We start from the raw sequence: 25,381 nt of genomic DNA, 5'->3' as shown, positions 1-25,381 counted from the left end.
TTTGACTACCCTCTCGTGTGCGCACATTATTAGCCGTTTCTCACTCAGTGCGCCTACAGAGATATCGACCTATCGCCACCCCAAGCGCCAAAGTGCGGTCATGATGTTATTAAGCGACTCCCCACAAGGCGCACAGGTTTTATTGTGCAAGCGCGCGAGCCATTTACGTCATCATCCAAGTCAGTTGTGCTTTGCCGGTGGCAAACAAGAACGAGAAGACAAAAGCCTAAAGCACACCGCTTTGCGCGAACTTCACGAAGAACTCAATATTCCCTCTAACAAGGTAGATGTCATTGGCAGACTGCCGCAAATCAGTACCTTGGGTGATGTTGTGATCACCCCCTACTTGGGCTATTTACAGCCAAATACCCGCTGGCAAATTGACCAAAATGAAGTAGAAACCGCGTTTTTCGTGCCATTGAGTACGTTATGTCTGCAATCGAATTGGCACACTTTAAGCGTGGCACGTGCCAAACGTACGCTCAATTTTAAGGTGCTGAACACGCCTCATGGCCTCCTTTGGGGTGCAACTGAGCGAATTATTCATCAATTTATCAGCCATCATGGTCTGATCAGCTAAAACTTGTCGAATTAGAATTACATCTATAATTATTTAACGTTATCATGGCCGCCCGTTCAAAAGGTAATGTGAGTTATAACTACTATGATCAGTGCATTCGATATGTTCAGCATTGGCATTGGTCCATCGTCGTCACACACAGTGGGTCCAATGCGTGCTTCGCGACTATTTGTCCAAGCACTTGAAGAACAAGATAAACTCCAAGAAGTCACCGAAGTAAAGGTGGAATTATTTGGCTCATTGGGCCAAACAGGCGTTGGCCACGGCTCAGGTAAAGCCGTCATTCTTGGACTTGCCGGATATGACCCCGAAACTGTTGACGCTGACGCAGTGCCAGACATCCTTGCGCAAATAGAACAAGAACAAATCATTCACTTGGATAAAAAGCACCCGGTTAAGTTTCCAAAGCAAGGCGCTATTGTATTTCATCGTCGTAAAACCTTACCTAAGCATTCCAATGCCATGGAGCTTATTGCCTTTAACGGCAAAGAAAAAGTCGCCTCACAAGTGTATTACTCAATCGGTGGTGGCTTCATTGTTACTGACGAAGAGTTTGATAACGAGAAACAAGCTGCGCTGGATATTCGCGAGCAAAACCCAGCTCCTTACCCGTTTGATTCTGCCCAAGAGTTACTTGATTTGTGTAAAGAGTCTGGCTTGAGTGTGTCGAGCCTAATGATGGCTAACGAGAAGACACTGCGTTCAGAGCAAGCGATTCGTGACGAGCTTTTCCATATCTGGGAAGTAATGAAAGCCTGCACTGAACGAGGGATGCGCACCGAGGGTATTTTGCCTGGTGGGCTCAAAGTTCGCCGTCGTGCACCAAGTTTGTACTTAAAACTAAATGTAGAGAACAACAACGATCCCCTTCGCGCAATGGACTGGGTTGACTTGTTTGCGCTTGCAGTTAACGAAGAAAATGCAGCCGGTGGCCGCGTAGTGACCGCTCCGACCAATGGTGCAGCGGGCATTTTGCCTGCGGTATTAATGTACTATCACACCTTTATTAAAGAAGTAGACCAAGAGATAGCAACCCGTTACCTTCTAACGGCAGCGGCAATAGGTATTCTGTACAAGAAAAACGCCTCTATCTCTGGAGCTGAAGTGGGCTGCCAAGGTGAAGTGGGTGTAGCTTGCTCAATGGCGGCTGGTGCCTTAACTGAAATCATGGGCGGTAACGCCACGCAAGTTGAAAATGCCGCAGAGATTGGTATGGAGCATAACCTTGGCTTAACCTGTGACCCAGTTGGCGGCCTTGTGCAAGTGCCTTGCATTGAGCGCAATGCTATGGGGGCGGTAAAAGCGATTAACGCATCACGCCTTGCTATGCGCGGCACTGGGGAGCAAAAAGTATCTCTGGATAAGGTCATCAAGACCATGTGGGATACTGGTAATGATATGAAGACCAAATACAAGGAAACCGCGCGCGGTGGCCTTGCGGTCAACATCATCGAGTGTTAATACCAATTACGTAAATGCTCTTCCTAGTGGGCTAAATAGCATGCTCACTGATGCAACACCATTGGTATAACAGCAGACACAACGCAAAAAGGCGACCTAGGTCGCCTTTTTTGTATTGTTTTTTCCGAACCTTAACGAACGGGTAAATCCATATTTGCGAACATCGCATCCACATCATCTTGGTTACGCAATAAACACGCTTTCTCAACGGTATCTTTGGTTAGGTGCGGCGCAAATCGCTCAATAAAATCATACATGTAGCCACGCAGGAAGGTGCCCTTTCTAAAACCAATCTTCGTTGTGCTGGCTTCAAATAAGTGGCTAGCGTCAATACATACCAAGTCTTTATCGCTTACTTCATCAATAGCCATTGATGCGACAACCCCGACCCCTAAGCCCAAACGCACATAGGTTTTAATAACATCAGCATCAGTTGCTGTGAATACGATATGTGGCTCGTGGCCTTGTTCGTTGAATGCTTTGTCGAGCTCTGAGCGACCAGTAAAACCAAATACGTAAGTGATCAGAGGGTATTGGGCAATATCGGCAATAGTTAGATTATCTGCCTTTTTCGCAAGCGGGTGATCCTTAGCTACAACAATACTGCGATTCCAATGGTAACAGGGCAGCATCACCAAATCTGAGTATAAATGCAGGGCTTCAGTGGCTATGGCAAAATCAGCATCGCCGCGCGCCGCCGCGTCAGAAATCTGCTGAGGCGTTCCTTGGTGCATATGCAAAGATACCGCTGGGTACTTGCTCATAAAACCTTGAATCACTCCTGGCAGAGCATAGCGTGCCTGAGTGTGCGTTGTCGCAATGTTGAGTTTGCCCTGATCTGGCAAGGTATGCTCGTTAGCCACCGCTTTGATGCCCTCTACTTTAGAGAGAATCTCACGTGCAATATTAATAATGTCATTACCAGCTGTGGTCACATGAGTGAGGTGTTTGCCGCTACGGCCAAAGATTTGTACACCCAGCTCATCTTCAAGCATTCTCACTTGTTTCGAGATACCTGGTTGAGAGGTGTATAGGCTCTCAGCCGTTGCCGATACATTAAGGTTATGGTTCAACACCTCAACAATGTACTTTAGCTGCTGTAATTTCATGGTCTTAAACTTTCTTTATTATTTTACTTGGCTCGGTTGTCGTGAGCTCACGACTTATCGTGAACTCACGACTTATATAGCTAGACAATTACGTTATTCTCTACACACCAGAGCAGGACATTTACGATTTAACCTGAACCAACATGCGCAAAAATGTAGGCGTTACCTAACTATTACAGACGGTTAGGCTAGCATATTTAAATGTGCCTAGGTACTGTTGATTTATGTTCAAGGCGTAAATCCTCTCCTATACTCTTATTTTATTTAATGTTATTTCATGAATTTAACGCTTATCACTACCTAAGCCTTGGTTCTTTGGGTAACATGGCTTGTAGCAAACAAAAATTAAGAGTAAGAGAAACTTAATGATAGCCTCTATCATCGTCTTATTGATTGTCACACTTATCGTTATTGCGGTATGGGTGAGCGCGGTGCAACAACATAAAGAAAAACAAGAAGCACAACGCCGACAAGACTTAGCAAAGCACAAAAAAGTAATTGAAGAAACGGAAGAAGTGCTACTCAATAGCGTTAATATTCCGCTATCAAATAATGTCCTTACTATCTTATACCGCCGCATCTATGAAGCGCTTGCTTCGATGGTTGAGCTTTCACCAACATCCAAAGAGTTAAAGAAACGTCTAAATGACGCCAAAGAGCGTTTAATTAATGGCAACAACGGTAATCATGAAAACGTAAATGCAGGTGATGGCTTTAGATTACCTGAACATGACAAGCAGCTGATTTCTTTAATTCAAGGCATTAAACGCCTGCGTACCATTTTGCGCTCAGAGCATGGTAAAGGAAAGTTAGACACCCCTATTTTTACTCAAGAAGATAAAATCTTCGAACACCTACAACTCAAAATTAATATTGAAAGCTTAATAAAAAGAGGCAGTGCCGCGCGTAATGCCAATATGATTGGCTCTGCACGTCAATACTTCGAAAAAGCCTATGCGGTAATTTGTGGTTTGAGTTACAGCGATGATTACGTACTGAGTAAAAAGCAACAACTCGAAGAGCTACTCAATGAGATCAGTATCGAGCTAAAGGCATCAAACGCATCTGCACTTAAAAAGCGTACAGAGGCCGAAAAAGACGACTTGGACGTGTTATTTGCTCCGAAGAAAAAGTGGTAATAATTTAAATTTGGAAAGTAAAAAGCCGCATACTATGCGGCTTTTTCAGTTTCTATGATAAGAAAATAAACTTCAACACAAACAAGATACTCAAAATCCACACACTGACACTGACTTCATTCGTACGATTACAAATAATTTTTACCGATGTGTAGGCAATAAACCCAAGCGCAATACCATGAGCGATAGAGAAAGTAAGTGGTGTCATGAGCAACACTACAGCCACGGGAATTGCGTCAGTCATGTCGTCCCAGTCAACCAGTTTTAGGTTCTGCAACATCAAGATAGACACATACAAAATGGCTCCTGCAGTGGCATAGGCAGGCACCATAGCCGCCAATGGCGCAAAGAACATCATTAATAAGAAGCACACGCCAACCACTACTGCGGTAAGCCCGGTGCGCCCGCCTACCGAGACCCCAGCAACAGACTCTATATAAGAGGTCGTCGTTGAAGTACCAAGCATAGAGCCCGCAATCGTTGCGCTACTATCGGCACTCAAAGCTCGCCCAAGGCGTGGCATACGTCCGAGATCATCCGCCAACCCCGCTTTTTGAGTAACGGCAACCAAGGTGCCGGAAGTATCAAATAGGTCTACGAACAAAAATGCGAATACGACACTCAGCATTGATAGCTCAAGGGCTGCTGCGAAGTCTAGCTGCATAAAGGTAGGTGCAATAGAGGGTGGCGCAGAAACAAGCCCCTGATACTCAACCAAGCCCATAGTCAAAGCAATGCCTGTTACCAGTAAAATACTGATTAACACGCCGCTTTTTATGTCACGATAAAGTAAAGCTGCAATAATAAAAAAGCTTAAAATAGCCAGCGCAGGCCCAGCACTGGTTATATCACCCATTTGCACCAAGGTTGCAGGACTGGCTACAACAATTCCCGCGTTTTTCAGCGCAATGAGCGCTAAAAATGCGCCAATACCTGTCGCAATGGCACGCTTGAGCACCAAAGGTATAGCATTGATAATCCACTCCCTGACCTTAAATAAACTCAACACTAAGAAGATACACCCCGACATGAACACCGCACCAAGCGCCGATTGCCAGCTATACCCCATACCTAACACCACGCCATAGGTGAAAAACGCGTTAAGCCCCATCCCAGGCGCCAGCGCCAATGGATAATTTGCCCAAAAGCCCATAATAAAGCAGCCTATCGCGGCCGCTAAGCAGGTGGCAACAAACGCCGCACCTTGGTCCATACCCGCTTCAGCCAGCATTGCTGGGTTCACAAATACGATATAGACCATGGTGATAAAGGTAGTTAAACCGGCTATTACCTCACGTTTAACTGACGTTTGATTGGCTTTAATTTTAAAAATTCTTTCTAACATAGGTTTTAGTTGAGCTAGCTAAATGACAGGCGCGCGATATTAGCATAAACACGGACAATTGACCGCTTTTTAAATACATAAGTGCTAGGGCGTGGTGCATAGTAAATAAGTATGTTTAAAAAAGACGCAAAAAAAGCTTGCACACAACAACTGTATAAACTACTGTATACACATACTGTATAAAACACTGTATATCGTTCAATTTACCCACAGCGAGGCAATTATGTTACATACAGCAGCGATTAGACACGTTAAAAGTTATACCGAGGCCAATGCAGAGCCTATCAATATTGTGCAAACTGAAGATGAAATTTCTGCGTCTTTTGAGTTACTTAAGATTATTCATCGTTACAACAAAAGTAAGGGTTGGACTTTGCTTGTCGCGCCAGATCATATTCCTAGCCGTGATTTATTAGACTCGTGCTCGATAGACACGAATAAATTGTTAGTGATCAGAAGAAAGCATATCGTTGATGTGGAATACGTGTTGAACTGCGCGCTACAAAATGGTCGTTACTCTGCTGTCGTAACATGGACTGATATCGTGGACGAGCAACAGTTAGAGTCAATGCAACTCAACACCCAAAATGCTAAAGCACAATTGTATTGCTTTACGACAGATAAAAATATGCATAACGCAGCAATGCCTCAAGGAGCGCAAGTTTGCTAAACTAGCCATCTTGAGCAAGCTAGTTTGGAAAGTGTATGTGTTTTTGTGGGTCGCCACAGCCCTATGAACAGTGTTGTGGCGTATATATTTTAGGCGGTCAGAAAGCGCCCTCACCTTTAGCGCTAATGAAATCTCGTTACAGCGCCTTTTGTACTAAAGCCATTGATTACCTCTGTGATACCTGCTCAACAAATGCGATTGTGGACAATACCAAAGAAGATGTTGCGCAGTTTGCTGATGTTGCCCAATTCGTAAATCTAGAAATTGTTGATTCACAACTTGAAGCTACCCCACCAGTTGTAGAGTTCAAAGCCTATTATTTGTTTAATAACACCTTAAGTTGTATTCATGAGCGTTCCTCATTTGTATTTGAGCGCGATCAGTGGTGTTACGACAAAGGAGTAATATTTCCTAGTAAAGACGTGAAGGTCAACCGAAATGATCCTTGCCCATGCGGCAGTAGCAAAAAATTTAAAAAATGCTGCGCTGACTAGGGCGTGTCGACCTTTGAGGTATGAGTTTTGTTCAAATCAAAGGCTTTCAACGCCAGCAATGGGTAATAGTACATAATGAACTATGTTTATTGCCCATGACAACGCAGTGTACGCCTTTGGTTGATGTAAAAATCTCTAGGCTCTAAGCCAGTGCACCAAAGCCAGCATTATTTATTTGCGTGATCTGATCGTAAAACGCAGCGCTGTCCATTTGCGCTTCACTTAACTGCATTGCTTGACTAGCCAATTTTGCCTGAGTAATTGGCGAGCAATTATCAACAACTGGTAACGGGATATGTTTGGTATCGTCTCTGACGGCCAGTGGTGTTGGCGCAAGGCAGTCTTGAAGCCGTAGCGTATCCCGAGCCCCCATCGCTATTAGCTCACATTGGTGTTTAGTTAGAGCGACGTTAAATGTTGGCGGTGCACAAGGGCGTGGCTGGGGCGCACCAAGTTGTGCTCGCAGCTGCTGTTCGTCTAATGACTGTGCAGCCAGTTCGGTTTTGGGAAGATGAAATTGAGCAAAGTCGAGCGCATCTTGAGATAAAGAAGCGAGCAGCCACGAAAAGTCATTACGACGATTTTCGCAGACGCTTTTATTAAGCTGGCTTCCTAATTGTAGTTCGTTGTTGAGTATTGACTCAATTTGCATAAACTTTGTTCGACATGCTTCTTATATAAGCGTTTATCGGCCAATTTTAATTTTTCTTTAGTTTTTTTCTTTACTTGAATATTTAGTTTGTTATTATCACCGCCGTTGCTTAGGAGGGGTTCCCGAGCGGCCAAAGGGATCAGACTGTAAATCTGACGGCATTGCCTTCGCTGGTTCGAATCCAGCCCCCTCCACCACTTTATTTAAGTATTAAGCGACCAACACTTTTTAGTGGAGGGGTTCCCGAGCGGCCAAAGGGATCAGACTGTAAATCTGACGGCACTGCCTTCGCTGGTTCGAATCCAGCTCCCTCCACCACTTCTTTCTATTCGAATTGCAAATCCAACTTACTTCCATTTTCCTTGAGCCATGCTTTAGCGTCTTCTGTACGCGGATAATGCGTTACAACCCACTGCCAAAACGTTGAAGAATGATTCATATAGCGAATATGAGCTAATTCATGAACGATAACGTAATCAATTACCCATTGCGGGGCACCCACCAAGAGTGTGTTGAAACTGAGTTCAGCACGTTGATTACAACTCCCCCAGCGGCGTTGATACACACGCACTTTATAGTCACTTACACGCACACCCATTTTGTCTTGCCAATATGGTAAACGGGTATCTAAATAACCTTGTAACTGTGCTGCCAACTCCTCAAGGAGTAACTGTTTAGCCTTTGTATGAACATTACTCACTCGATGACTAACCATAATACGAACCAAGTCATTAGTGACAGAGACTGCACTTTTGCTCTGCATCACAATGTCTAAAGGTCGGTGTTCACCAAAGAGCATTACTTTAGAATCTTGTAACGGCCGAGGTTTGTCCCCTTGTGCACTCAATTGCTTGTTTAATTGATGTGCTATCCATGCGCTTTTACTATGCACAAACGAGTCTATAAAACGTCTCGAGACACCTTTGGGAGCGCGTACCACAACCTGCGCATTTTTGATGTGAATAGCCACGGTTTTGCGCTTACTGCTTAAAACCAACTGGTACTGTATTGAATTGTGAATAACGCCCACTTTGACCCAAAAAAGAAAATGAATGTGCTGCCTATGATTGGTGCACAATATCATTTTTCACCTACTTTCCCCACAGCGAATTAGTACAACATTACTGTGATTTCAGATTGTTGCACTATACTTAAGCGTGCTTGGGCATTAGCCCAAATTTATTTTGGGATGCTTTATTTCACAATGCTTGAACGTTTCTTTGTTGTTAACCCTGCGCCAGAGTTTTTGGTCAACGGTGCTTATAACTACTTGCTTGTTGCGCTCTCTGTCCTCATTGCCATATTTGCCTCCTTTTTTGCGCTGAGATTAAGGGACTTCGCTAATACCAACAGAGACAACAATTTCTACTACTATGCCCTTATTTCAAGCGCGGCAGCGTTCTCCGGTGGGGTATGGAGCATGCACTTCATCGGTATGTTGGCCTTTAGTTTATGTGTCGAAGTTTCTTATAACATCCCCATGACTGCGGCATCGTTTTTGCCCGTATTTGTGTTTTCACTCATTGCTTTGCACCTCATCCGCGGCCAGCGAGTGAGCTATTCGGCCAAGTTTATGAGTGCTTTATTACTTGGTTGCGGTATTGGCTTAATGCACTACGGTGGTATGGCTGCGATGCGTTTAGGGCCGATGCTTGCATACGAACCAACATGGTTTGCAGCCTCTATTGTTATTGCCGTGGCACTATCGTGGTTTTCTATTTCCATGCATTTACATCTACCCAATCTAGAGTTCATTGACAGCCACGAGCGCAAGGACAATTACAGTGCAGCACTATTGAGTTCAGTCGTCATGGGATTGGCTGTATCGAGCATGCATTACATGGGGATGCAAGCCGCCCGATTCATTGCTCCAAGTGAAGATTACTCCCAAAATGTCAATCCAGATAGCAGCACCGATTTGGCGTTAGCTGTTGCTTTGGTCAGTGTGTTCCTTATTTCTGCAACGGCCTTAGTACACAGTCTCATGCGCTTTAGATTGTTACTTAATGAACAAAAAATCAGTCAGTCTCGCCTCGAAGCAGTACTTAATACCGCTGTTGATGGCATTATCACCATAGACAAAAAAGGTACCGTGTTAAGTTTTAACGCAGGAGCAAGGCGTATCCTTGGTTACCACAGTGATGAAGTCATTGGTAATAACGTTAAAATGCTCATGCCAGATGATATCGCGCGCCAACATGATTTATTCCTCTCCCGTTACCTACAAACAAAACAAGCCAATATTATTGGCTACGGCCGAGAGGTGTTAGCACAACACAAAAAAGGACACACCCTTCCTATTCACCTCGGGGTTGGTGAGGTTACTTTGCCAGATAAAGACACCATGTTTGTCGGCTTTATTACTGATCTCAGTGAACATAAAAAAATGCAGCAACAACTTGCTGCCCAAGAGCACCATTACCGTACGCTCATCAACAACATGCCCGGCGTTGCATTTCGCTGTCGCCTTGATAAACACTGGAGCATGATTTACATCAGCCCCATCGTGAAACAACTCACCGGTTATGATGATGAAGAGTTCACATTGGGAAGAACCCACCTTAGTGATTTAATCAGTGATGATGATAAAGTGCGTGAACACGTATATAAAGCACTAGCGAACCAAGAATCCGGCTACTCATTTGAGTATTTAATAAAAACCAAATCGGGCAAGCACAAATGGGTGCTAGATAAAGGAACGTTCGAGCGCGATGATGAACATCAACTCTGTATCGCAGGTGTACTGGTGGATATCACAGAGCGGCGCAACATGGAGCAAGAGTTACTAGCGGCCAAGGAAAAGGCAGAAATGGCAGCGGAAACTAAACAGGCTTTTTTGGCTAATATGAGCCATGAAATTCGTACCCCCATGAACTCAATAATCGGTTTCTCAGAGGTACTTCTCGATAGTCCTTTGAACAAAAATCAGCGCAATCAAATTAACAACGTCTTGCAATCAGCGCGATCATTACTGCACCTTCTCAACGATATTCTCGACTCAGCTAAATTAGAACAAGGCCGTGTGGCCATAGAAAACATCCCCTTTAATCTCACCGAACTGTGCGATTCAGTCATATCGAGTTTTGCCCAGTTGGCAACAAAAAAAGAGCTCGCTTTGAGTGCCTGTATTGATGACACTCAATCGCAATTCTATGTTGGCGACCCCACTCGCATTAGACAAGTGCTGATCAATATACTTGGCAATGCAATTAAATTTACCGAGCAAGGCTCAGTGCTGTTAATTGTTGAGCCACACACAGATGGGGTTCGCTTTGCTGTGAAGGATACAGGGATTGGCATCGCGCCTGAGCGTATTAGTGCCATCTTTCAACCATTCGAGCAAGCGGATGATAGCACCACCCGACGTTTCGGCGGTACGGGGCTTGGCACAACCATTTGCCGCCAACTGGTGCAACTGATGGGCGGTGAAATTGATGTTGTCAGTGAGTTAGGCAAAGGCAGCGAATTCAGTTTTGTGCTTCCCCTTGGTATCGCAAGCGATGAACAAGCCGCCAGCTTAGCGCAACCTAATGATACGCAACTGGCGCTGCCCACCATGCCGCAGCTACACATTCTCATTGCTGACGATGTGGCGCAAAACCGTGAGCTCCTCGAACTCAGGCTTGGCAACCTAGGCCACAAAACCGATATTGCTATTAATGGTGAAGAGGCGCTCAGTAAAGCCAAGGAAAATAGATACGACATCATCCTAATGGATATTCATATGCCAATATGTGATGGCTTAGAGGCCACACGACGTATTCGCGCATACGAGCAGGAAAATGACTTACCCGAGTGTAAAATTATTGCTTTGACGGCCAGTGTGCTACAGAACGACCGCGACGCCGCGAAAAAAGCCGGAATGAATAGTTTTGCCACCAAACCTGTGAACATTGATGAGTTACTGCGTGACATAGCGAGGCTGTTTAATATCAAAGCAGATATTGCCACTATTGCGATCAGCACACCACAACGCCAACAGACTAATATCGTGGTAGATGAGCAGCGTAGCATCTCAACTTGGGGCTCCCAAAAGACGCACCTTGAACAGCTACATCGCTTTTTTAAGACCCGATTAGATGAGCTAAAACACCTCACCCAATGCGACTCGCTTGAGCAAGAACACATAATGAGTGTTCATACACTCAAAGGCCTCGCAGGTAACCTATGTCTGCCTCATCTAACATCGCAGCTTACTAGAATTGAGCAACTTGGATACATCGATGACGAATGCCGTTTTGCTTTATTTAGCTGCTTGGACGAGATTGACCAGTATTTACAAAGCCATCCTTTGCCTAGCGCCCCGACTAAGATAGCAGCGCAAGAAGATCTCGCCTCATTAAGTGAGCTGCTCCCACAGCTTATTACCCTGTGCAATAACTTTGAGTACAACAACGAGCTTTGCGAACAAATACAACACGCGGGCGGACATAAATATAAGCATGAAATCGCACACATTCTTGAATTAATTGATGAATTTGAGTTCGATAAAGCAACACTTAGCATCAACAACCTGCTATCCCAAATAGGGAATGAAGACTATGAATGAAGATACTCAACCTACGTTACTTGCAGTCGATGATGAGCCGACAAATTTAAAAGTCTTAAATGAAGTCCTAGGGAAAGACTACCGCCTCATTTTTGCTAAGTCTGGTGAGCAAGCATTAACCCTTGCTCAAGAAAAAAAGCCTGACTTAGTCTTGCTGGATGTGATGATGCCGGGAATGTCAGGATTTGACGTCTGCATAGCTCTAAAACAAAGTGATAAAACAGCATCGATACCAGTCATATTTGTCACCGCGATGCAAGATGAAGTCGATGAAGCAAATGGCTTATCCTTGGGGGCTGTTGACTATATTACTAAGCCGATTAGCCCAGCAATTGTAAGGGCTCGTGTTAAAAATCACCTTTCCTTAGTGCAAGCTGATTTACTCAAATCAGCGCAACTTGAACTCATTCAGCGCTTGAGCCATGCCGCAGAATACAAAGATAATGAGACAGGTCATCACATTATTCGCATGAGTCGCTATTGCCACATTTTAGCGCTGGCCTATGGAATGAACGAGCAACGTGCCGAGTCTCTGTTATTGGCCGCTCCAATGCACGATATTGGCAAAATAGGTATCCCAGACAATATCCTACTCAAACCCGCAAAATTAGACCCTGATGAATACGCCCAGATGCAAAAGCATGCCAATATTGGTGCCGATATTCTTGCCGGTTCATCAACGCCTCTGATTCAACTCGCACATAGACTCGCCCTTGAGCATCATGAACGATATGACGGCAAAGGTTATCCAAATGGTTTAAAAGGTGAGGAGATATCGCTAGAGGGAAGGATGTGCTGTATTGCTGATGTTTTCGACGCTCTCACCTCACGACGCCCATACAAAGAACCTTGGCCCGTAGAGCAAGCCATTGACTTGTTAATAGCGGAGCGAGGCAAACAATTTGACCCTGAATTGGTCGACGTTTTTCTAACCCAAATGGATAAAATATTGGCTGTCAAAGCCAAGTATACCAACTAAAGGCGCTGTGCGAGTCCGTGGTAATCAAAACACGTGATCTCGTGCATGTTTCCGCAAGGGTCACGAAAATACATAGAATACGACACCTGATGATCTGCTAGGTGTACATCAACCCCCTGCTGAGCTAAGTGTTCACGCCAACGCACAAACTGTGAGGCATCACAGCCAAAAGCAATACCATTGCTACGCTTATTTCCTTTGAACAGGGCCAAACAAATCGTTTTACCCTTATCTTGCAACATCAAAGGGCCACCTTCTTGCTCGTGATACCAAAACTCGAGTTCCGAAACGATATCAAAACCGAGCACATCACGATAAAACACCAGCGCTGCTTCAACATCATCTACTTGAATGTGACAATGATCGACACCGCGTAGTAGTGGCACTTCGCTAGTCATAGGACACACCAATTTCTTGTCCTAATTGGCGCAAAAAGTCATGCATATAGTCAGTGCGCTTTTGCGCTTCAAGTTGCGCACTTTGTGTGTTCATGCTCGTGGCGATTGATAACAATTTTACGAAGAAATGATCCAAGGTGTATTTGCCGTCATCTGCGTCACGATTTTTGGCAAATGGATCTGAAGGGTGATACAAGCCACGACAAATGGCCCCTCCTACTTTCATGCAACGACTAATACCTATGGCACCAAGGGCGTCCATTCGATCAGCGTCTTGCACTATCTGCGCCTCGAGGGTAGTTGGCGTAATTTGAGCACTGAAACTATGAGCAACGATGGCATGATGAATGGCATCGAAGTACTGGCTGTCATATCCAATACTGTGTAAAAAAGTAATGGCTTTGTCTGCTGCCATTGCAGAGGCTTTGGCTCTATCAGGGTGATTTTTAGCCACTGCCACACAGTCATGCAACCACGCCGCGGGCAAAACAATTTCCATACACCCTTGCTCTTGTGAGCACAATTTCTTAGCCACGGTGACAACGCGCTCAATATGGGTAATATCGTGGGCAGCATCAGCGCTACCACATTGTAAAATAAACGCGCGACACTGACGTTCTAAATTTTGTAAATCAGATGACAACTCAATCACTTGAACACTCATACATTGTGAAGGCCTCGTCAAAAATCAGACCCTGCTTTGTGATAAAAATAAACCGCCGTAATACGTGTGGGCTATACACCAAACCGATAAAACGCATGCATTACAGCTGTATAGTCACAAGACAATAAAGCAGTGGCCGCTAATTGGCAAAATTAATTTGAGTATCTGTAGCGCACTGCCTAGAATAGCGCCTCTATCTAACAGCGGGAGCAGCTATGGCGGGTGCAATTTATCTTCAACCAGGGCGTGAAAAATCACTAAAACGCAAACATCCTTGGATTTTCTCTAAGGCCATCAAAAAAGTAAAAGGCAATTTGGCACTTGGCGATACAGTCACCGTTTACGATAGTAATGGTAAATACCTAGCAACTGCAGCGTATAGCCCAGAGTCACAAATTCGTGCTCGCGTTTGGTCATTCAATGAGAAAGAGCAAATCGATGGTGAATTCTTTTATCAACGCCTAGCGCGCGCATACAGTGCTCGCGAACACACTATTGAGTTGGGCGGCCTTACCGGTTTTCGCTTATGCGCAGGCGAATCTGATGGTTTACCTGGCATTACCATTGATAAATTTGACAACTATCTAGTATGCCAGTTACTCAGTGCGGGAGCTGAGCGCCATAAAGGCGATATCGTTGCTGCCCTGCACCGCTTATTCCCTGAGTGCGCGATTTACGAGCGTTCCGATGTGGATGTGCGTAAAAAAGAAGGCCTAGCACCTACTACTGGAGCGTTGCTTGGCGACGCGCCTCATGGTCCCGTATTGATCAAAGAAAATGGCTTAACCTGTGAAGTGGATATCCTCGGTGGCCACAAAACAGGTTTTTACCTCGACCAACGTGATAGCCGCGCTGCCCTAGAACGCTATGTCAAAGATAAAGAAGTACTTAACTGCTTTTGCTACACCGGCACATTTGGCTTGTACGCACTTCGAGGTGGCTGTAAAGAAGTCACTAACGTTGATGTCTCACAAAATGCCCTCGACATCGCGAAACGCAATGTTGAGCACAACAATCTTGATATGAGCAAAGCACAGTTCGTTAAACAAGATGTCTTTAAATTACTGCGTGAATATCGCGAGCAAGGGCGTAAGTTCGACACCATCGTCATGGACCCTCCTAAGTTTGCAGAGTCAAAGGCTCAACTAACGGGTGCGTGTCGAGGGTACAAAGACATTAACATGCTAGCAATGCAGCTGCTCAACCCCGGCGGCACGCTACTGACGTTCTCATGCTCTGGCTTGATGGAGCAGAACTTGTTTCAAAAAGTTGTTGCTGATGCGGCGCTGGATGCGCACAAGGACTTACTCATTGTTGAGCGTTTAAATCAAGCGGCAGATCACCCTATATCAGGCCCTTATCCTGAAGGTTTTTACCTCAAAGGTCTGGTTTGTAAGGTATACTAGCCAAAAAAAAGTGAGTGCTGTGGCACTCACTTCTCGTTTGCTGTTTAATTCACATCAACCATTTCGACCCCCACACAATACTGGCCATCGTCTTCTTGGCTACAGCGCACGACTCGAGTCAGTGCTTTGAGTGGTGGCACACTGCCAGTTGCCGATTGGATGTGCACAGTAATACACACTCCGGGGTCAACGGCCTCTTCTACGTACAGTTGCATACCATTAGCGCTCAAGTCTTTGCATAACGCATCAACCTTTAGCACTTCGCTACCTGTATCAATTTCTAAGGTCGCATTGGCCTCAACCATCATGCGCCGGAAGCTGCGTTGCTCATCATCATAAAGCATGGTTATTGTTCTCCTTATTATGCTTTAAATCAGTGTTTGCAAGCTCTCCAATAGATCATTTGTAGACAAGGGTTTCACATAAAAAGCGTCACACCCAGCCCCAAAAGCTTGCTGCTTCGCGTCTGGAGATTCGAGTCCAGATATTATAATCACCGGGATTTTTGCTGTCTCGGGTGTGTTTTTTAAAATACGGCAGGTATCAAAGCCATCCAGTCCCGGCATACACACATCTAATAAGATGGCATCTGGATTTAGATTCAGTGTTTCGTTTAAACACAGCTCCCCTGAACTGACATATTCCAACTCATATTGTTCACCCAATACTTTAGTGTAGAAGGTAAAGTTGAAATACTCATCATCAACAACGAGTAGCTTTGCCTTATTCCTTTTTCGCAACGGAGTCCAACCTTAAAAATGTATCAATTGCCTAGGGTCTGTTAACCTTTGCTGTGTGTTTTTGCAGCGGTCATTGGGACATTTTGGCAAGGCAGAGCCTGCGTCGCATAGTCATTCTATGTAAGTCAGGCGATAACGCTGAAAAAATCCCCCAATGGCGCTGCCCAAAGGGTTCAACCAAAGGCTTACACTGCTCTGTCATGGGCCATTAACATAGCTCACTATGCAACATAACCCATTCCTTGCATTGAAAGCCTTTGATTTGAACAAAATTCATACTTCAAAGACCAACAGACCCTAGTGTAAGTTTATCCTACTTGGCACTGAGTATAGTTGAATAATTTTTACGTAACATATTCATTTATAAGGTTAAGTACCCTTTTGGCAGACACCGGATAAGGCGTCCCCAATGTTTGTGCGAATAACGACACACGTAATTCTTGTTGCATCCAGAATATTTCTTTTAGTGCCTGTGGTTGCGGTTCATTTTTAGGGTGCTTAGCAACACATTTTTGATACGCCTCGGCTACTTTATCAAGCTCAAGCGTACACAAGCGATCACGGTTAGGGTCAACCGGCAATTTCTCTAAACGACGGTCTATCGCTTTCATATAACGGCATAAATCTGCCATTTTATCAGCGCCATGATGGCTTACGAACCCTTTGAAGATAAGGCTTTCTAGTTGCGATTTGATATCACCGTGGGCGGTGATCATGCTCAAGTCAACCTTGCCACGCATCCGCTTATGGATTGCATGCGCCAAACTGAGCACCTGCTCCACCTCAAGCGCAATCGCAACAACCGTATCGCCTAGCTCACCACGGATATGTTCTTTCGCCTTTTCAAACTCTTGGGGCTGACGAATGTCACCAAATTGGCTGAGCAATTTGTCTACGCCAGCCGCGATGCAATCATCAATCAACAGTTGTACTTTGCCAAAGGGATTAAAATACAAACCTAATTTCGCCTTATTCGGCAGGTTTTGCTGTAAATACTTAATTGGTGAAGGGATATTTAATAATACCAAACGACGTAATCCCTGTTGGTGGGCTGCATGAGCTTTACTAGGAGAGTCAAACAACTCAATCGCGGTACTGTCTTTTTTATCCACCAGCGCAACAAACGCTTTGACTTCATATTGGCCTTGCTTCTTCACATAAGACTCTGGCAATGAGTCAAACTCCCACTGCGTTAAACCTTGACGCTCAATCCCCTCATCAGCAACTTGCGATAGTGTATTACTCACCTTATCGGCAAGGTTCGCTTTAAGTGCATCTAAATCGTAGCCACGAGCTACCAACTTGTTGTTATCATCGCGTACTTCAAACGCAATACGCAGGTGCTCATCCAACGCACTGGTATCAAATTGTTCTGCTTCAACCTTAGCGCCAGTCATTCTAAATAAGCGCAGCGCCAACGCATCTAACAACTTACCTTGCATCGGTTCAATTGAACTTAACACCGCATCTGCGTAGTTTGGTGCGGGCACAAAGTTTCGACGCTGAGCCTTAGGAAGTGACTTAATTAATGCACAGATAAGCTCATGACGCAGCGCGGGGATGTGCCAATCAAATCCTTCAGCTTGCACTTGGTTAAGCAATGCCAATGGAATTTGTACCGCAACACCATCCACATCTTGGCCAGGTTCAAAACTGTAGGTCAGCGGCAACACGAGGTTGCCTTGCATCCACACATCAGGATAATTCTCTTCGGTGATGTCATCAGCACCATGTTGCATCAAATCATTTTTGCTCATGTGCAAAAAGCGCTTGTCGTTACTCTTTTGCGCCTTATACCACTTCAAAAAGCTCACTCGATTACACACATCCGCTGGAATATGCTTATCGTAAAACTCAAACAAGGTGTGCTCATCAACCAAAATATCACGACGACGGGCTTTATTTTCGAGGTCTTGCACCTCTTCAATGAGCTTACGATTTACTTGTAAAAATGACTCATTAGCACCGAGCTCTTGTTCCACTAGCGCCGTACGAATGAAGATTTCACGACTCACTACCGGGTCAATTTTGTCATATTGACTGCGCTTTTTGGCAACGATTGTCAGGCCATAAAGAGTTTGCTGCTCAAACGCAATCACCGCGCCTGCTTTTTTCTGCCAATGTGGTTCACTGTAAGTACGCTTGACCAAGTGTTGTGCAAGTGGGGCTATCCAACTGACATCGATTTTTGCATTAATGCGCGCATACAACTTGGAGGTTTCTACCAATTCTGCCGACATCAGCCATTTGGGGCGTTTTTTAAATAAGTTAGAGCCGGGGAAAATATGAAATTGGCTATTGCGGGCACCTTGATAATGGGCATTTTTGTCATCTTTTTGCCCGACATGGCTCAACAAGCCACACAGCAAAGCTTGGTGAATAGTCTCAAAGCTGGGTTGATTATTTGAATCCTTAAGACCCATTTCGTCACAAATAGTCGTCACTTGATAGACAATATCTTGCCACTCACGTATACGCATGTAGGCAAGAAACTCTTGCTTACACAACTTACGAAATTGGTTATTGGTGAGTGCTTGTTGCTGCTCTTCGAGGTAGTTCCATAGATTTAAAAATGCGATAAAGTCAGAATCATCATCGTTAAAACGATTATGTAATTCGTCGGCTTTACCTTTTTTATCTTGGGGGCGCTCTCGAGGGTCTTGAATAGCCAGTGCTGCGGTGATGATGATCACTTCACGCAATGCGCCTACGCCTACACTGGCGAGCACCATTTTTGCTAAACGTGGGTCCAAAGGCAGTCGAGAAAGCTCGCGCCCCGATTTAGTTAACGTGATCTGGGCGCGGTGCTTAGCCGGTTTTACTGCCTCTAATTCTTCGAGCAAACGTACGCCATCGTTGATGTTGCGACTATCAGGTGGCTGCACAAAGGGAAAACGACTGATATCACCGAGCCCTAAGCCCAACATTTGCAAAATAACAGAGGCAAGGTTAGTGCGCAGTATTTCAGGGTCAGTAAATTCTGGACGACCTAGAAAATCCTCTTCTGAATATAGACGAATACAAATACCCGCTTCAACACGACCACAACGGCCTTTACGTTGATTGGCGCTAGCCTGCGAAATTGCTTCAATGGGCAATCGTTGAACTTTGGTGCGATAACTGTAGCGACTGATACGCGCAGTACCTGGGTCAATCACATAGCGAATACCCGGAACCGTTAATGAGGTCTCTGCAACGTTGGTCGCCAGCACAATACGACGCTTATTACCCGGGTGAAAAATTTTGTTTTGTTCGGCATTTGATAACCGAGCATACAAAGGCAACACTTCGGTGTGTTTTAGGTTACGTTTATTCAAGGCATCTGCGGTGTCGCGAATTTCACGCTCACCATTCATAAAGATAAGAATATCGCCTGGCCCTTCGTTGTAGAGTTCATCTACCGCGTCAAAGATGCCTTGTAGTTGATCATTTTCATCTTGTTCGTCGTCATTCCCAGTTAATTCACTGATAGGTCTATAACGTACCTCTACAGGATAGGTTCGTCCTGACACTTCAATGATCGGCGCATCATTAAAATGACGAGAGAAACGCTCTGGATCGATGGTAGCCGAAGTAATAATGACTTTTAAATCTGGGCGTTTCGGTAACAGGTTTTTAAGATACCCAAGAATAAAATCGATGTTTAAACTACGTTCGTGCGCTTCATCGATAATAATGGTGTCGTATTGGTTGAGATAACGGTCATTTTGGATTTCTGCCAGCAAGATACCGTCAGTCATGAGTTTTATGTAGCTGCGCTCGCTGACTTGATCACTAAAGCGAATTTTAAAGCCGACAGTTTGTCCAATCTCACTGTCTAACTCTTCTGCGATTCGTGCCGCAACACTGCGAGCGGCAAGACGTCGTGGCTGCGTGTGACCGATTAGGCCATCAACACCGCGACCAAGTTCCAAGCATATTTTCGGAAGCTGCGTGGTTTTACCCGAGCCGGTTTCACCAGCCACAATGACTACCTGATTATTGGCGATAGCCTCTTTGATATCGTCACGTTTTTCACTAACAGGCAGTGCCGCAGGGAAAGTAGGTTTGGGCAACTGTGATAAACGCTTTGCACGAGCGTGGATACTTGCATCAATGGCAGTAGCGATTTTAGCAATCACGTCTTGGCGCTTTGCTTCATCACTAATTTTTTGCGCCCCTTGTAGGCGTTTTTTGAGTAAGAATTGATCTTTTTTTAGACACTCATTGAGCTTGGCATACAAGGCTTTGCTGGCTGACACGAAGCACCTTAATTAACTACATAAAATGGCCGGCCAGCTTAGCAAAATATCACTCTAAAGTGTATCGTTAGACGAAGCGCTTTCCTGGGGCATAGTTATCATGCAAGTGTTTATCTAGCGCCAATAACACATGCGCCCGAGTGATAACACCCATCAACTTGCCATACTCATCACACACAGGATACATTTTGGGCTTATTCACCTGCATAGACTCCGCAAGGGCCATCACACTGTGATCTGGTGTGACACAAATGGGCTCTTTGGTCATGACATCGCCGATGACACAATGGGCCTCGTTTTGATAGGTTGAGTTGAGCATCTGCTTGAGGCAGTCTTGCTCAGACACAAAACCAATGACCGTGCCAAGATCGTCAACTACTGGTCCACCGGTTTGTCCACTTTGAAGCAGCTTTTCAACCGCACTCTCAATGGACATATTCGCTTTAAAAGTAACAGGTCTGTGATTGTAATAATCTGCGACTTTAATTGATTGCATACGCACCCCTAAAATTTTGTTCGTACCACAGTGTAACTATAGTTGGCGCTTAGGATTTTGCGTAATTAAGCCAATGTTATTCGTCGCAATTATTCGTCTTTAAAAATGCCCACATAAGTTGGGGTTGAATTGCTCTTACTGGCTCGATACATACCCGCTGTATTAAATGGCATGCTGATGTTGCCTTTGGCATCAACAATAATCACGCCGCCTGTGCCACCGGACTCAAACATTGGCCCAAAAATCACGTCGTTACCCGCTTGCTCAATACTCTTGCCTTGGTATTGCACGCGAGCGCAAATGTCACTGGCAACTTGATAACGAATAAAATACTCACCGTGGCCTGTTGCTGACACCGCACATGAATCGTTATCGGCAAAGGTACCGGCACCGATAATTGGCGCATCACCGATACGGCCAAAACGCTTCGCGGTCATACCGCCCGTTGAGGTCCCTGCCGCCACGTTGCCATTGCCATCGAGTGCCACAGCACCCACAGTGCCCATCTTAAATTCAGTAGGCAGTGCATTGTGCTGTGCTTGGTAGTTTTTTGTTGCCGGCTTTGCCTTATCCAGCTTTTCCTTAGCTTTGAGTAATGCTTCATAACGGTGCTCGGTATCAAACACACTATTTTCAACCAACTTGATACCTTGTGCTTGCGCAAACTCCTCTGCCCCCTGACCACTTAGCATCACATGCACAGAGTTGGTCATGACCAAACGAGCCAGGTCGATAGGGTTCTCAATGTGCTTGACTCCTGCTACAGCACCCGCTTCACGTGTACGCCCGTCCATAATTGACGCGTCGAGTTCATGAGTCCCCTCATAGGTGTACACCGCGCCTTTACCAGCATTAAAATACGGTGAATTCTCCAGCACGTTAATAGCGACATTAATTGCATCTAAGCTTGCACCGCCTTGTTCGAGCACCGCGTAGCCAGCTTCTACCGCCTCGTTTAATTTGGCGCGGTATGCTTTTTCTTGCTCTGGCGTAAAACGTGATTTCTCAATCGTACCCGCACCGCCATGAATGGCGATAGCGATTGGATTGTGTTTCGCAGTTTCAGCGTGTGCTAACGACGACACACACATAAGTACCAGTGCACTGAGTAACGTTGATTTCATATATTGCTCTAATTATTGCTATGAAGAATGTTAACTATGAGAAAGACCAATCACATTCGCAAGTGCTTGCGACCAATGCACAAATACCATGGGGGTTGTTGATTGAATATTTATCAAGATCCCTGCCGTTCATGTTTGAAGGGAATGAACAACAGCCGTAAATGTGCAATTTATTTAGAGTATTTAAGGCCTACACACCGAGTACCATGTAGTCTGCTTTCGCTGGGAATACCCAAAGCTTCATAAGATTTATCACCACGACACATGAATAAATGTTAGTAATAGCTAGAGGATTATTATTAGAATTCAAAATAGACAACAAATCGCGGGCTAAAGGATAAAAAATGAAGAACACTGTTGTAAAAAAGCGAACTACTGCCTTGTTAGTTGCCGCCCTATTTGCAGGTGCCCCTGCGTGCACTCATGTTGAAGTAGACACCAAAGCACACAATACCTCTGAAAAACAAATACCACCTTTGTATTTACGCGGTTCATTCAATGGTTGGGGAACCTCTGCTGCGTTCGAAAAAGTGAACGACACCACCTATCAAGCCAAAGTGAATTTAGGCTTCGGTATTCATAGTTTCAAAATAGCTAGCGCCTCTTGGGACTACCAGTTAATAGCGCAAACCGATGAATCTGAAGTCATTAACTTGTCTGAAGACCTAAACCAAGCAATCACCCTTACAAAGAAGCAAACAGACAAGCACACCAGCATGGTAGCCGAGCAACCGAGCGTGTACGTTTTCACTGTTAAGCAAACCGACAATGGCATGCAGTTTGTGGTTTCAAAAGACGCTGCATCGCACTCTGTAGCGCAAGCCCCACACAATGCAAATGCACAACAAGTGGCATTATCTTTCTCGACTTTCGATGGCGCCACTGAAACAGCACGTTTCTCTGTTAAAGACGAACACAGTGATTTACGTACGTATGTACACTCAACATCGCAAATTTTGCGCGACCCAGTGCCACAATATTCACTCTACAGCGAAGATGAACACTTCCCTGTTCTGCGCTCAGGTAACATTGCTTTTGATGCACTGTTCGCTCTGGCGATTGATGAAATGAAGCTAGATTCTGTCGCTAATATTAAAGATGCAAACTACAACAACGGACAATCCATCGCCTGTGACTGTTTTGAAACAGGAGAAAAGTGGAATTATGTGTGGACCCGCGACTTGGCCTATGCGGCGCACCTAAGTTTTGGTTTACTCGACCCTCAGCGCGTAAAAAATTCGCTCGAATTTAAATTATCTGGATATCGTGATGGCGTTAGCAAACCACGCTTTGCTGCGGGCACTGATGATGGACTGCAAATAATTCAAGACACTGGCAGTGGTGGCAGCTGGCCTATTAGTACCGACCGTGTTACATGGGCATTTGGCGCCCAAGCCGCGCTTAATAGCCTAGTCGGTGCAGAGCGTGAAGCCTTTGCCCAACGCACCCTACTTGCCGTTAGTAATACCATAGAAAATGACCGCCTAGTTGCGTTTGACAACGCCAGTGGACTCTACAACGGTGAACAGTCGTTTCTCGATTGGCGCGAACAAACTTATGCCAAGTGGCTTCCCGACGATTTATCCAGCATGGCCACGGCAAAAGCAGTGTCAACCAATGCTGCACATTATCAAGCAATTCGTTTAGCACAGCAGTTAGCCAACGAACTTGGTCAAGACGATAAAGCAACGCGTTATGAGTTATGGGCTGATGAGCTAAAGCGCGCTATCAATACCCACCTTTGGCTTGAAGAAAAAGGCCTTTATAGCAGTTTGACTGCCGGTCACTTTGATAACACCGTCATGCAGAAGTACGATTGGCTAGGCCAGTCACTGGCGATCATTACCGGAATAGCCAGTGAGCAGCAACGCACGGCGATTTTGGCAAACTACCCGCATGGCCCAATGGGGGCGCCAGTGATATTCCCTCAGCAACCGGATATTCCGGTGTACCATAACCGAGCTATTTGGCCGTTTGTTACCGCCTATGGCTTAAAAGCAGCCAAACTCGGCAACAATGAAAGCGTCGCAAACGCAGCCTACAACACTCTGATCCGCGCCGCAGCGTTGAATTTGTCAAACATGGAAAACCTAGAGTGGCTCTCAGCTCAATCTATTTGGTTAGAAAAAGATAAACTCGCGTTATCAGGCCCTGTGATTAACTCGAAACGCCAGCTTTGGTCGGTAGCAGCCTATTTAAACATGGTTATTGATGGCATATTCGGCGTCGAAACCAGCCCTGTAGGACTCACGTTTGCTCCTTATATCACCGCAGCTTTAAAACAGAGCTATTTCGAACAAAGCGATACAATTGCACTTAAAAACCTTGCCTATAAGGACAAACGCATTGATGTGCTCGTGAGCTTCTCGGAGCAAGGCAATGGTTCTGATGGTGTTTACACGCTTAAGCACATCAAGCTCAATGGTGAGACTCTAACTGGTAACACTCTCGACTACGCACAATTAAGTGCGAATAGCCGCATAGAATTGGTAATGGGTAAGCTGATTGGGGCACACACTGACATCACTGTGATTGATGCTAAACCAAGTGGCTACAATGAGCATGTGTTTGCTCCGGCTGAACCGCGCATTACTGTAAAAATGCGTGATGGTAAAGCGGTCATTGATATCCTTGATGAAGACAACAAAGGAGAAGTGACCTATCAGGTTTATCGCAACGGCGTTAAGGTGGCCGATGATGTAGCCGCTGGCCAGTGGCAAGACTCTCAAGATATAGGCAGACAAGCCTGTTATAGCGCATCAGCTAAGTTCAAAGCGTCGGCTAATATGTCGCATAACTCACAAGTTGTGTGTGCGATTGACGGTATTACTGTTGATGTAGATGCCTCCAATGTAGATACCAACGGCGCTGTGCAAAGCGATGAGCATGGCAGCTTCTTAGCCAACTGGGGTGGCAAAGCAGATACATTCGCTGTGAACAGCTTAGCCATACAAGATGCAGGTGAATACGCCATACAGTTGGAATATAAAAACTGGCAACATGAGATAAACACAGGCATTACGGCTGGTGTTAAGTGGCTCGTTGTTGCGAACTCAGATGGCGACATCGTGCACCAAGGTGCTGTGCAATTACCTCATACTAATAAGGACCTTGGCACCGCCTACTCCACTCCCATAAAGGTGAAGCTGGCAGCAGGTGAATACCAAATGTCTTTGTATGATTACTACAACATGAGTTATTTGGATAACAACAAAACCTATGCCTCAGCAGGCGGAACATCTGGCGCGTTAAATCAATTTGATTTGTATTCTGTGCGCGTGATGCCGGTTGGATCACACTAGCTATTAAGCGCGTATCACTGCGTGGTACGCGC

20 protein-coding genes and 2 tRNA genes are annotated in these 25,381 nt (G+C 45.2%); 11 read left to right on the top strand and 11 right to left on the bottom strand.

Features of this window, described 5'->3' with window-relative positions; translation table 11 throughout:
• Nucleotide 1 precedes the first annotated feature (1 nt).
• Entirely contained in the window at nucleotides 2-580 is a 579-nt protein-coding gene (locus tag AAEU32_RS04065; RefSeq protein ID WP_421969243.1) for an NUDIX hydrolase, read from the top strand.
• 84 nt (nucleotides 581-664) lie between these two features.
• A complete protein-coding gene (locus tag AAEU32_RS04060) occupies nucleotides 665-2,041 on the top strand; it encodes an L-serine ammonia-lyase (RefSeq protein WP_421969242.1) in 1,377 nt (458 codons plus the stop codon).
• Between the two features lie 131 nt (nucleotides 2,042-2,172).
• Here the strand turns inward: AAEU32_RS04060 and cysB are convergent, their stop codons facing one another.
• Nucleotides 2,173-3,150: an HTH-type transcriptional regulator CysB gene (gene cysB, locus AAEU32_RS04055; RefSeq protein ID WP_421969241.1), complete on the bottom strand. Its 978-nt coding sequence runs from the start codon at nucleotides 3,148-3,150 to the stop codon at nucleotides 2,173-2,175.
• A 365-nt stretch (nucleotides 3,151-3,515) separates the two neighbouring features.
• On the opposite strand from cysB, the gene AAEU32_RS04050 reads away from it, so the two are divergent.
• On the top strand, nucleotides 3,516-4,289 hold the full coding sequence (locus tag AAEU32_RS04050; protein WP_421969240.1) for a hypothetical protein: 774 nt from the start codon (nucleotides 3,516-3,518) through the stop codon (nucleotides 4,287-4,289).
• 52 nt (nucleotides 4,290-4,341) lie between these two features.
• Here AAEU32_RS04050 and AAEU32_RS04045 read toward each other — a convergent pair whose 3' ends face one another.
• Nucleotides 4,342-5,634 (bottom strand): NCS2 family permease, encoded by a 1,293-nt coding sequence (locus AAEU32_RS04045; RefSeq protein ID WP_421969239.1) that lies wholly within the window; start codon nucleotides 5,632-5,634, stop codon nucleotides 4,342-4,344.
• A 223-nt stretch (nucleotides 5,635-5,857) separates the two neighbouring features.
• On the opposite strand from AAEU32_RS04045, the gene AAEU32_RS04040 reads away from it, so the two are divergent.
• Together AAEU32_RS04040 and AAEU32_RS04035 are read left to right on the top strand one after the other, a co-directional pair.
• Nucleotides 5,858-6,304 carry a SulA-like leucine-rich domain-containing protein gene (locus AAEU32_RS04040; protein ID WP_421969238.1) on the top strand — a complete coding sequence of 149 codons (447 nt, stop codon included), beginning with the start codon at nucleotides 5,858-5,860 and terminating at the stop codon, nucleotides 6,302-6,304.
• A 35-nt stretch (nucleotides 6,305-6,339) separates the two neighbouring features.
• Nucleotides 6,340-6,798: a YchJ family protein gene (locus AAEU32_RS04035; RefSeq protein WP_421969237.1), complete on the top strand. Its 459-nt coding sequence runs from the start codon at nucleotides 6,340-6,342 to the stop codon at nucleotides 6,796-6,798.
• A gap of 142 nt (nucleotides 6,799-6,940) precedes the next feature.
• On the opposite strand, the gene AAEU32_RS04030 is transcribed toward AAEU32_RS04035, so the two are convergent.
• Nucleotides 6,941-7,450 (bottom strand): VC2046/SO_2500 family protein, encoded by a 510-nt coding sequence (locus AAEU32_RS04030; RefSeq protein ID WP_421969236.1) that lies wholly within the window; start codon nucleotides 7,448-7,450, stop codon nucleotides 6,941-6,943.
• 112 nt (nucleotides 7,451-7,562) lie between these two features.
• Between AAEU32_RS04030 and AAEU32_RS04025 the strand changes: the two genes are divergently transcribed.
• A tRNA-Tyr gene (locus AAEU32_RS04025) sits at nucleotides 7,563-7,647 on the top strand.
• A gap of 36 nt (nucleotides 7,648-7,683) precedes the next feature.
• Nucleotides 7,684-7,768 (top strand) — tRNA-Tyr (locus tag AAEU32_RS04020).
• Between the two features lie 7 nt (nucleotides 7,769-7,775).
• Here AAEU32_RS04020 and AAEU32_RS04015 read toward each other — a convergent pair.
• Entirely contained in the window at nucleotides 7,776-8,420 is a 645-nt protein-coding gene (locus AAEU32_RS04015) for a M48 family metallopeptidase (protein WP_421969235.1), read from the bottom strand.
• A 234-nt stretch (nucleotides 8,421-8,654) separates the two neighbouring features.
• On the opposite strand from AAEU32_RS04015, the gene AAEU32_RS04010 reads away from it, so the two are divergent.
• The gene (locus AAEU32_RS04010) at nucleotides 8,655-11,999 is read left to right on the top strand and encodes a PAS domain S-box protein (protein WP_421969234.1); all 3,345 of its coding nucleotides are present in this window, start codon (nucleotides 8,655-8,657) and stop codon (nucleotides 11,997-11,999) included.
• Nucleotides 11,992-12,978, top strand: a complete 987-nt coding sequence (locus AAEU32_RS04005; protein WP_421969233.1) for an HD domain-containing phosphohydrolase — start codon at nucleotides 11,992-11,994, stop codon at nucleotides 12,976-12,978. The genes AAEU32_RS04010 and AAEU32_RS04005 overlap by 8 nt, the downstream gene beginning before the upstream one ends.
• Here AAEU32_RS04005 and AAEU32_RS04000 read toward each other — a convergent pair.
• Both AAEU32_RS04000 and AAEU32_RS03995 read right to left on the bottom strand, forming a co-directional pair.
• On the bottom strand, nucleotides 12,975-13,376 hold the full coding sequence (locus tag AAEU32_RS04000) for a VOC family protein (RefSeq protein ID WP_421969232.1): 402 nt from the start codon (nucleotides 13,374-13,376) through the stop codon (nucleotides 12,975-12,977). The two genes, AAEU32_RS04005 and AAEU32_RS04000, sit on opposite strands and share 4 nt — an antisense overlap.
• Nucleotides 13,369-14,040 carry an HD domain-containing protein gene (locus AAEU32_RS03995; RefSeq protein ID WP_421969231.1) on the bottom strand — a complete coding sequence of 224 codons (672 nt, stop codon included), beginning with the start codon at nucleotides 14,038-14,040 and terminating at the stop codon, nucleotides 13,369-13,371. Before AAEU32_RS03995 ends, AAEU32_RS04000 begins: the two co-directional genes overlap by 8 nt.
• Before the next feature lie 215 nt (nucleotides 14,041-14,255).
• On the opposite strand from AAEU32_RS03995, the gene AAEU32_RS03990 reads away from it, so the two are divergent.
• A complete protein-coding gene (locus tag AAEU32_RS03990) occupies nucleotides 14,256-15,446 on the top strand; it encodes a class I SAM-dependent methyltransferase (RefSeq protein WP_421969230.1) in 1,191 nt (396 codons plus the stop codon).
• A gap of 44 nt (nucleotides 15,447-15,490) precedes the next feature.
• Here the strand turns inward: AAEU32_RS03990 and AAEU32_RS03985 are convergent, their stop codons facing one another.
• The 5 genes from AAEU32_RS03985 to AAEU32_RS03965 form a co-directional block, all read right to left on the bottom strand.
• Nucleotides 15,491-15,790, bottom strand: a complete 300-nt coding sequence (locus tag AAEU32_RS03985) for a PilZ domain-containing protein (protein WP_421969229.1) — start codon at nucleotides 15,788-15,790, stop codon at nucleotides 15,491-15,493.
• A gap of 24 nt (nucleotides 15,791-15,814) precedes the next feature.
• Entirely contained in the window at nucleotides 15,815-16,186 is a 372-nt protein-coding gene (locus tag AAEU32_RS03980; protein WP_421969228.1) for a response regulator, read from the bottom strand.
• 344 nt (nucleotides 16,187-16,530) lie between these two features.
• A complete protein-coding gene (gene hrpA, locus AAEU32_RS03975) occupies nucleotides 16,531-20,427 on the bottom strand; it encodes an ATP-dependent RNA helicase HrpA (protein WP_421969227.1) in 3,897 nt (1,298 codons plus the stop codon).
• Between the two features lie 67 nt (nucleotides 20,428-20,494).
• The gene (locus AAEU32_RS03970) at nucleotides 20,495-20,923 is read right to left on the bottom strand and encodes a CBS domain-containing protein (RefSeq protein WP_421969226.1); all 429 of its coding nucleotides are present in this window, start codon (nucleotides 20,921-20,923) and stop codon (nucleotides 20,495-20,497) included.
• A gap of 89 nt (nucleotides 20,924-21,012) precedes the next feature.
• Complete coding sequence (locus AAEU32_RS03965; RefSeq protein ID WP_421969225.1) at nucleotides 21,013-22,047, bottom strand: isoaspartyl peptidase/L-asparaginase family protein; 1,035 nt, start codon at nucleotides 22,045-22,047, stop codon at nucleotides 21,013-21,015.
• Between the two features lie 344 nt (nucleotides 22,048-22,391).
• Here AAEU32_RS03965 and AAEU32_RS03960 point away from each other — a divergent pair, with 344 nt between their 5' ends.
• Nucleotides 22,392-25,349 (top strand): alpha-L-rhamnosidase-related protein, encoded by a 2,958-nt coding sequence (locus AAEU32_RS03960; RefSeq protein WP_421969224.1) that lies wholly within the window; start codon nucleotides 22,392-22,394, stop codon nucleotides 25,347-25,349.
• Nucleotides 25,350-25,381: the final 32 nt, after the last annotated feature.

The sequence above is a fragment of the Pseudoalteromonas maris genome (assembly GCF_049257235.1).
In the GTDB taxonomy this organism is placed as follows: domain Bacteria; phylum Pseudomonadota; class Gammaproteobacteria; order Enterobacterales; family Alteromonadaceae; genus Pseudoalteromonas.
Note: the sequence above shows the minus strand (reverse complement) of the source record. Positions and strands in the feature narration are given on the sequence as shown.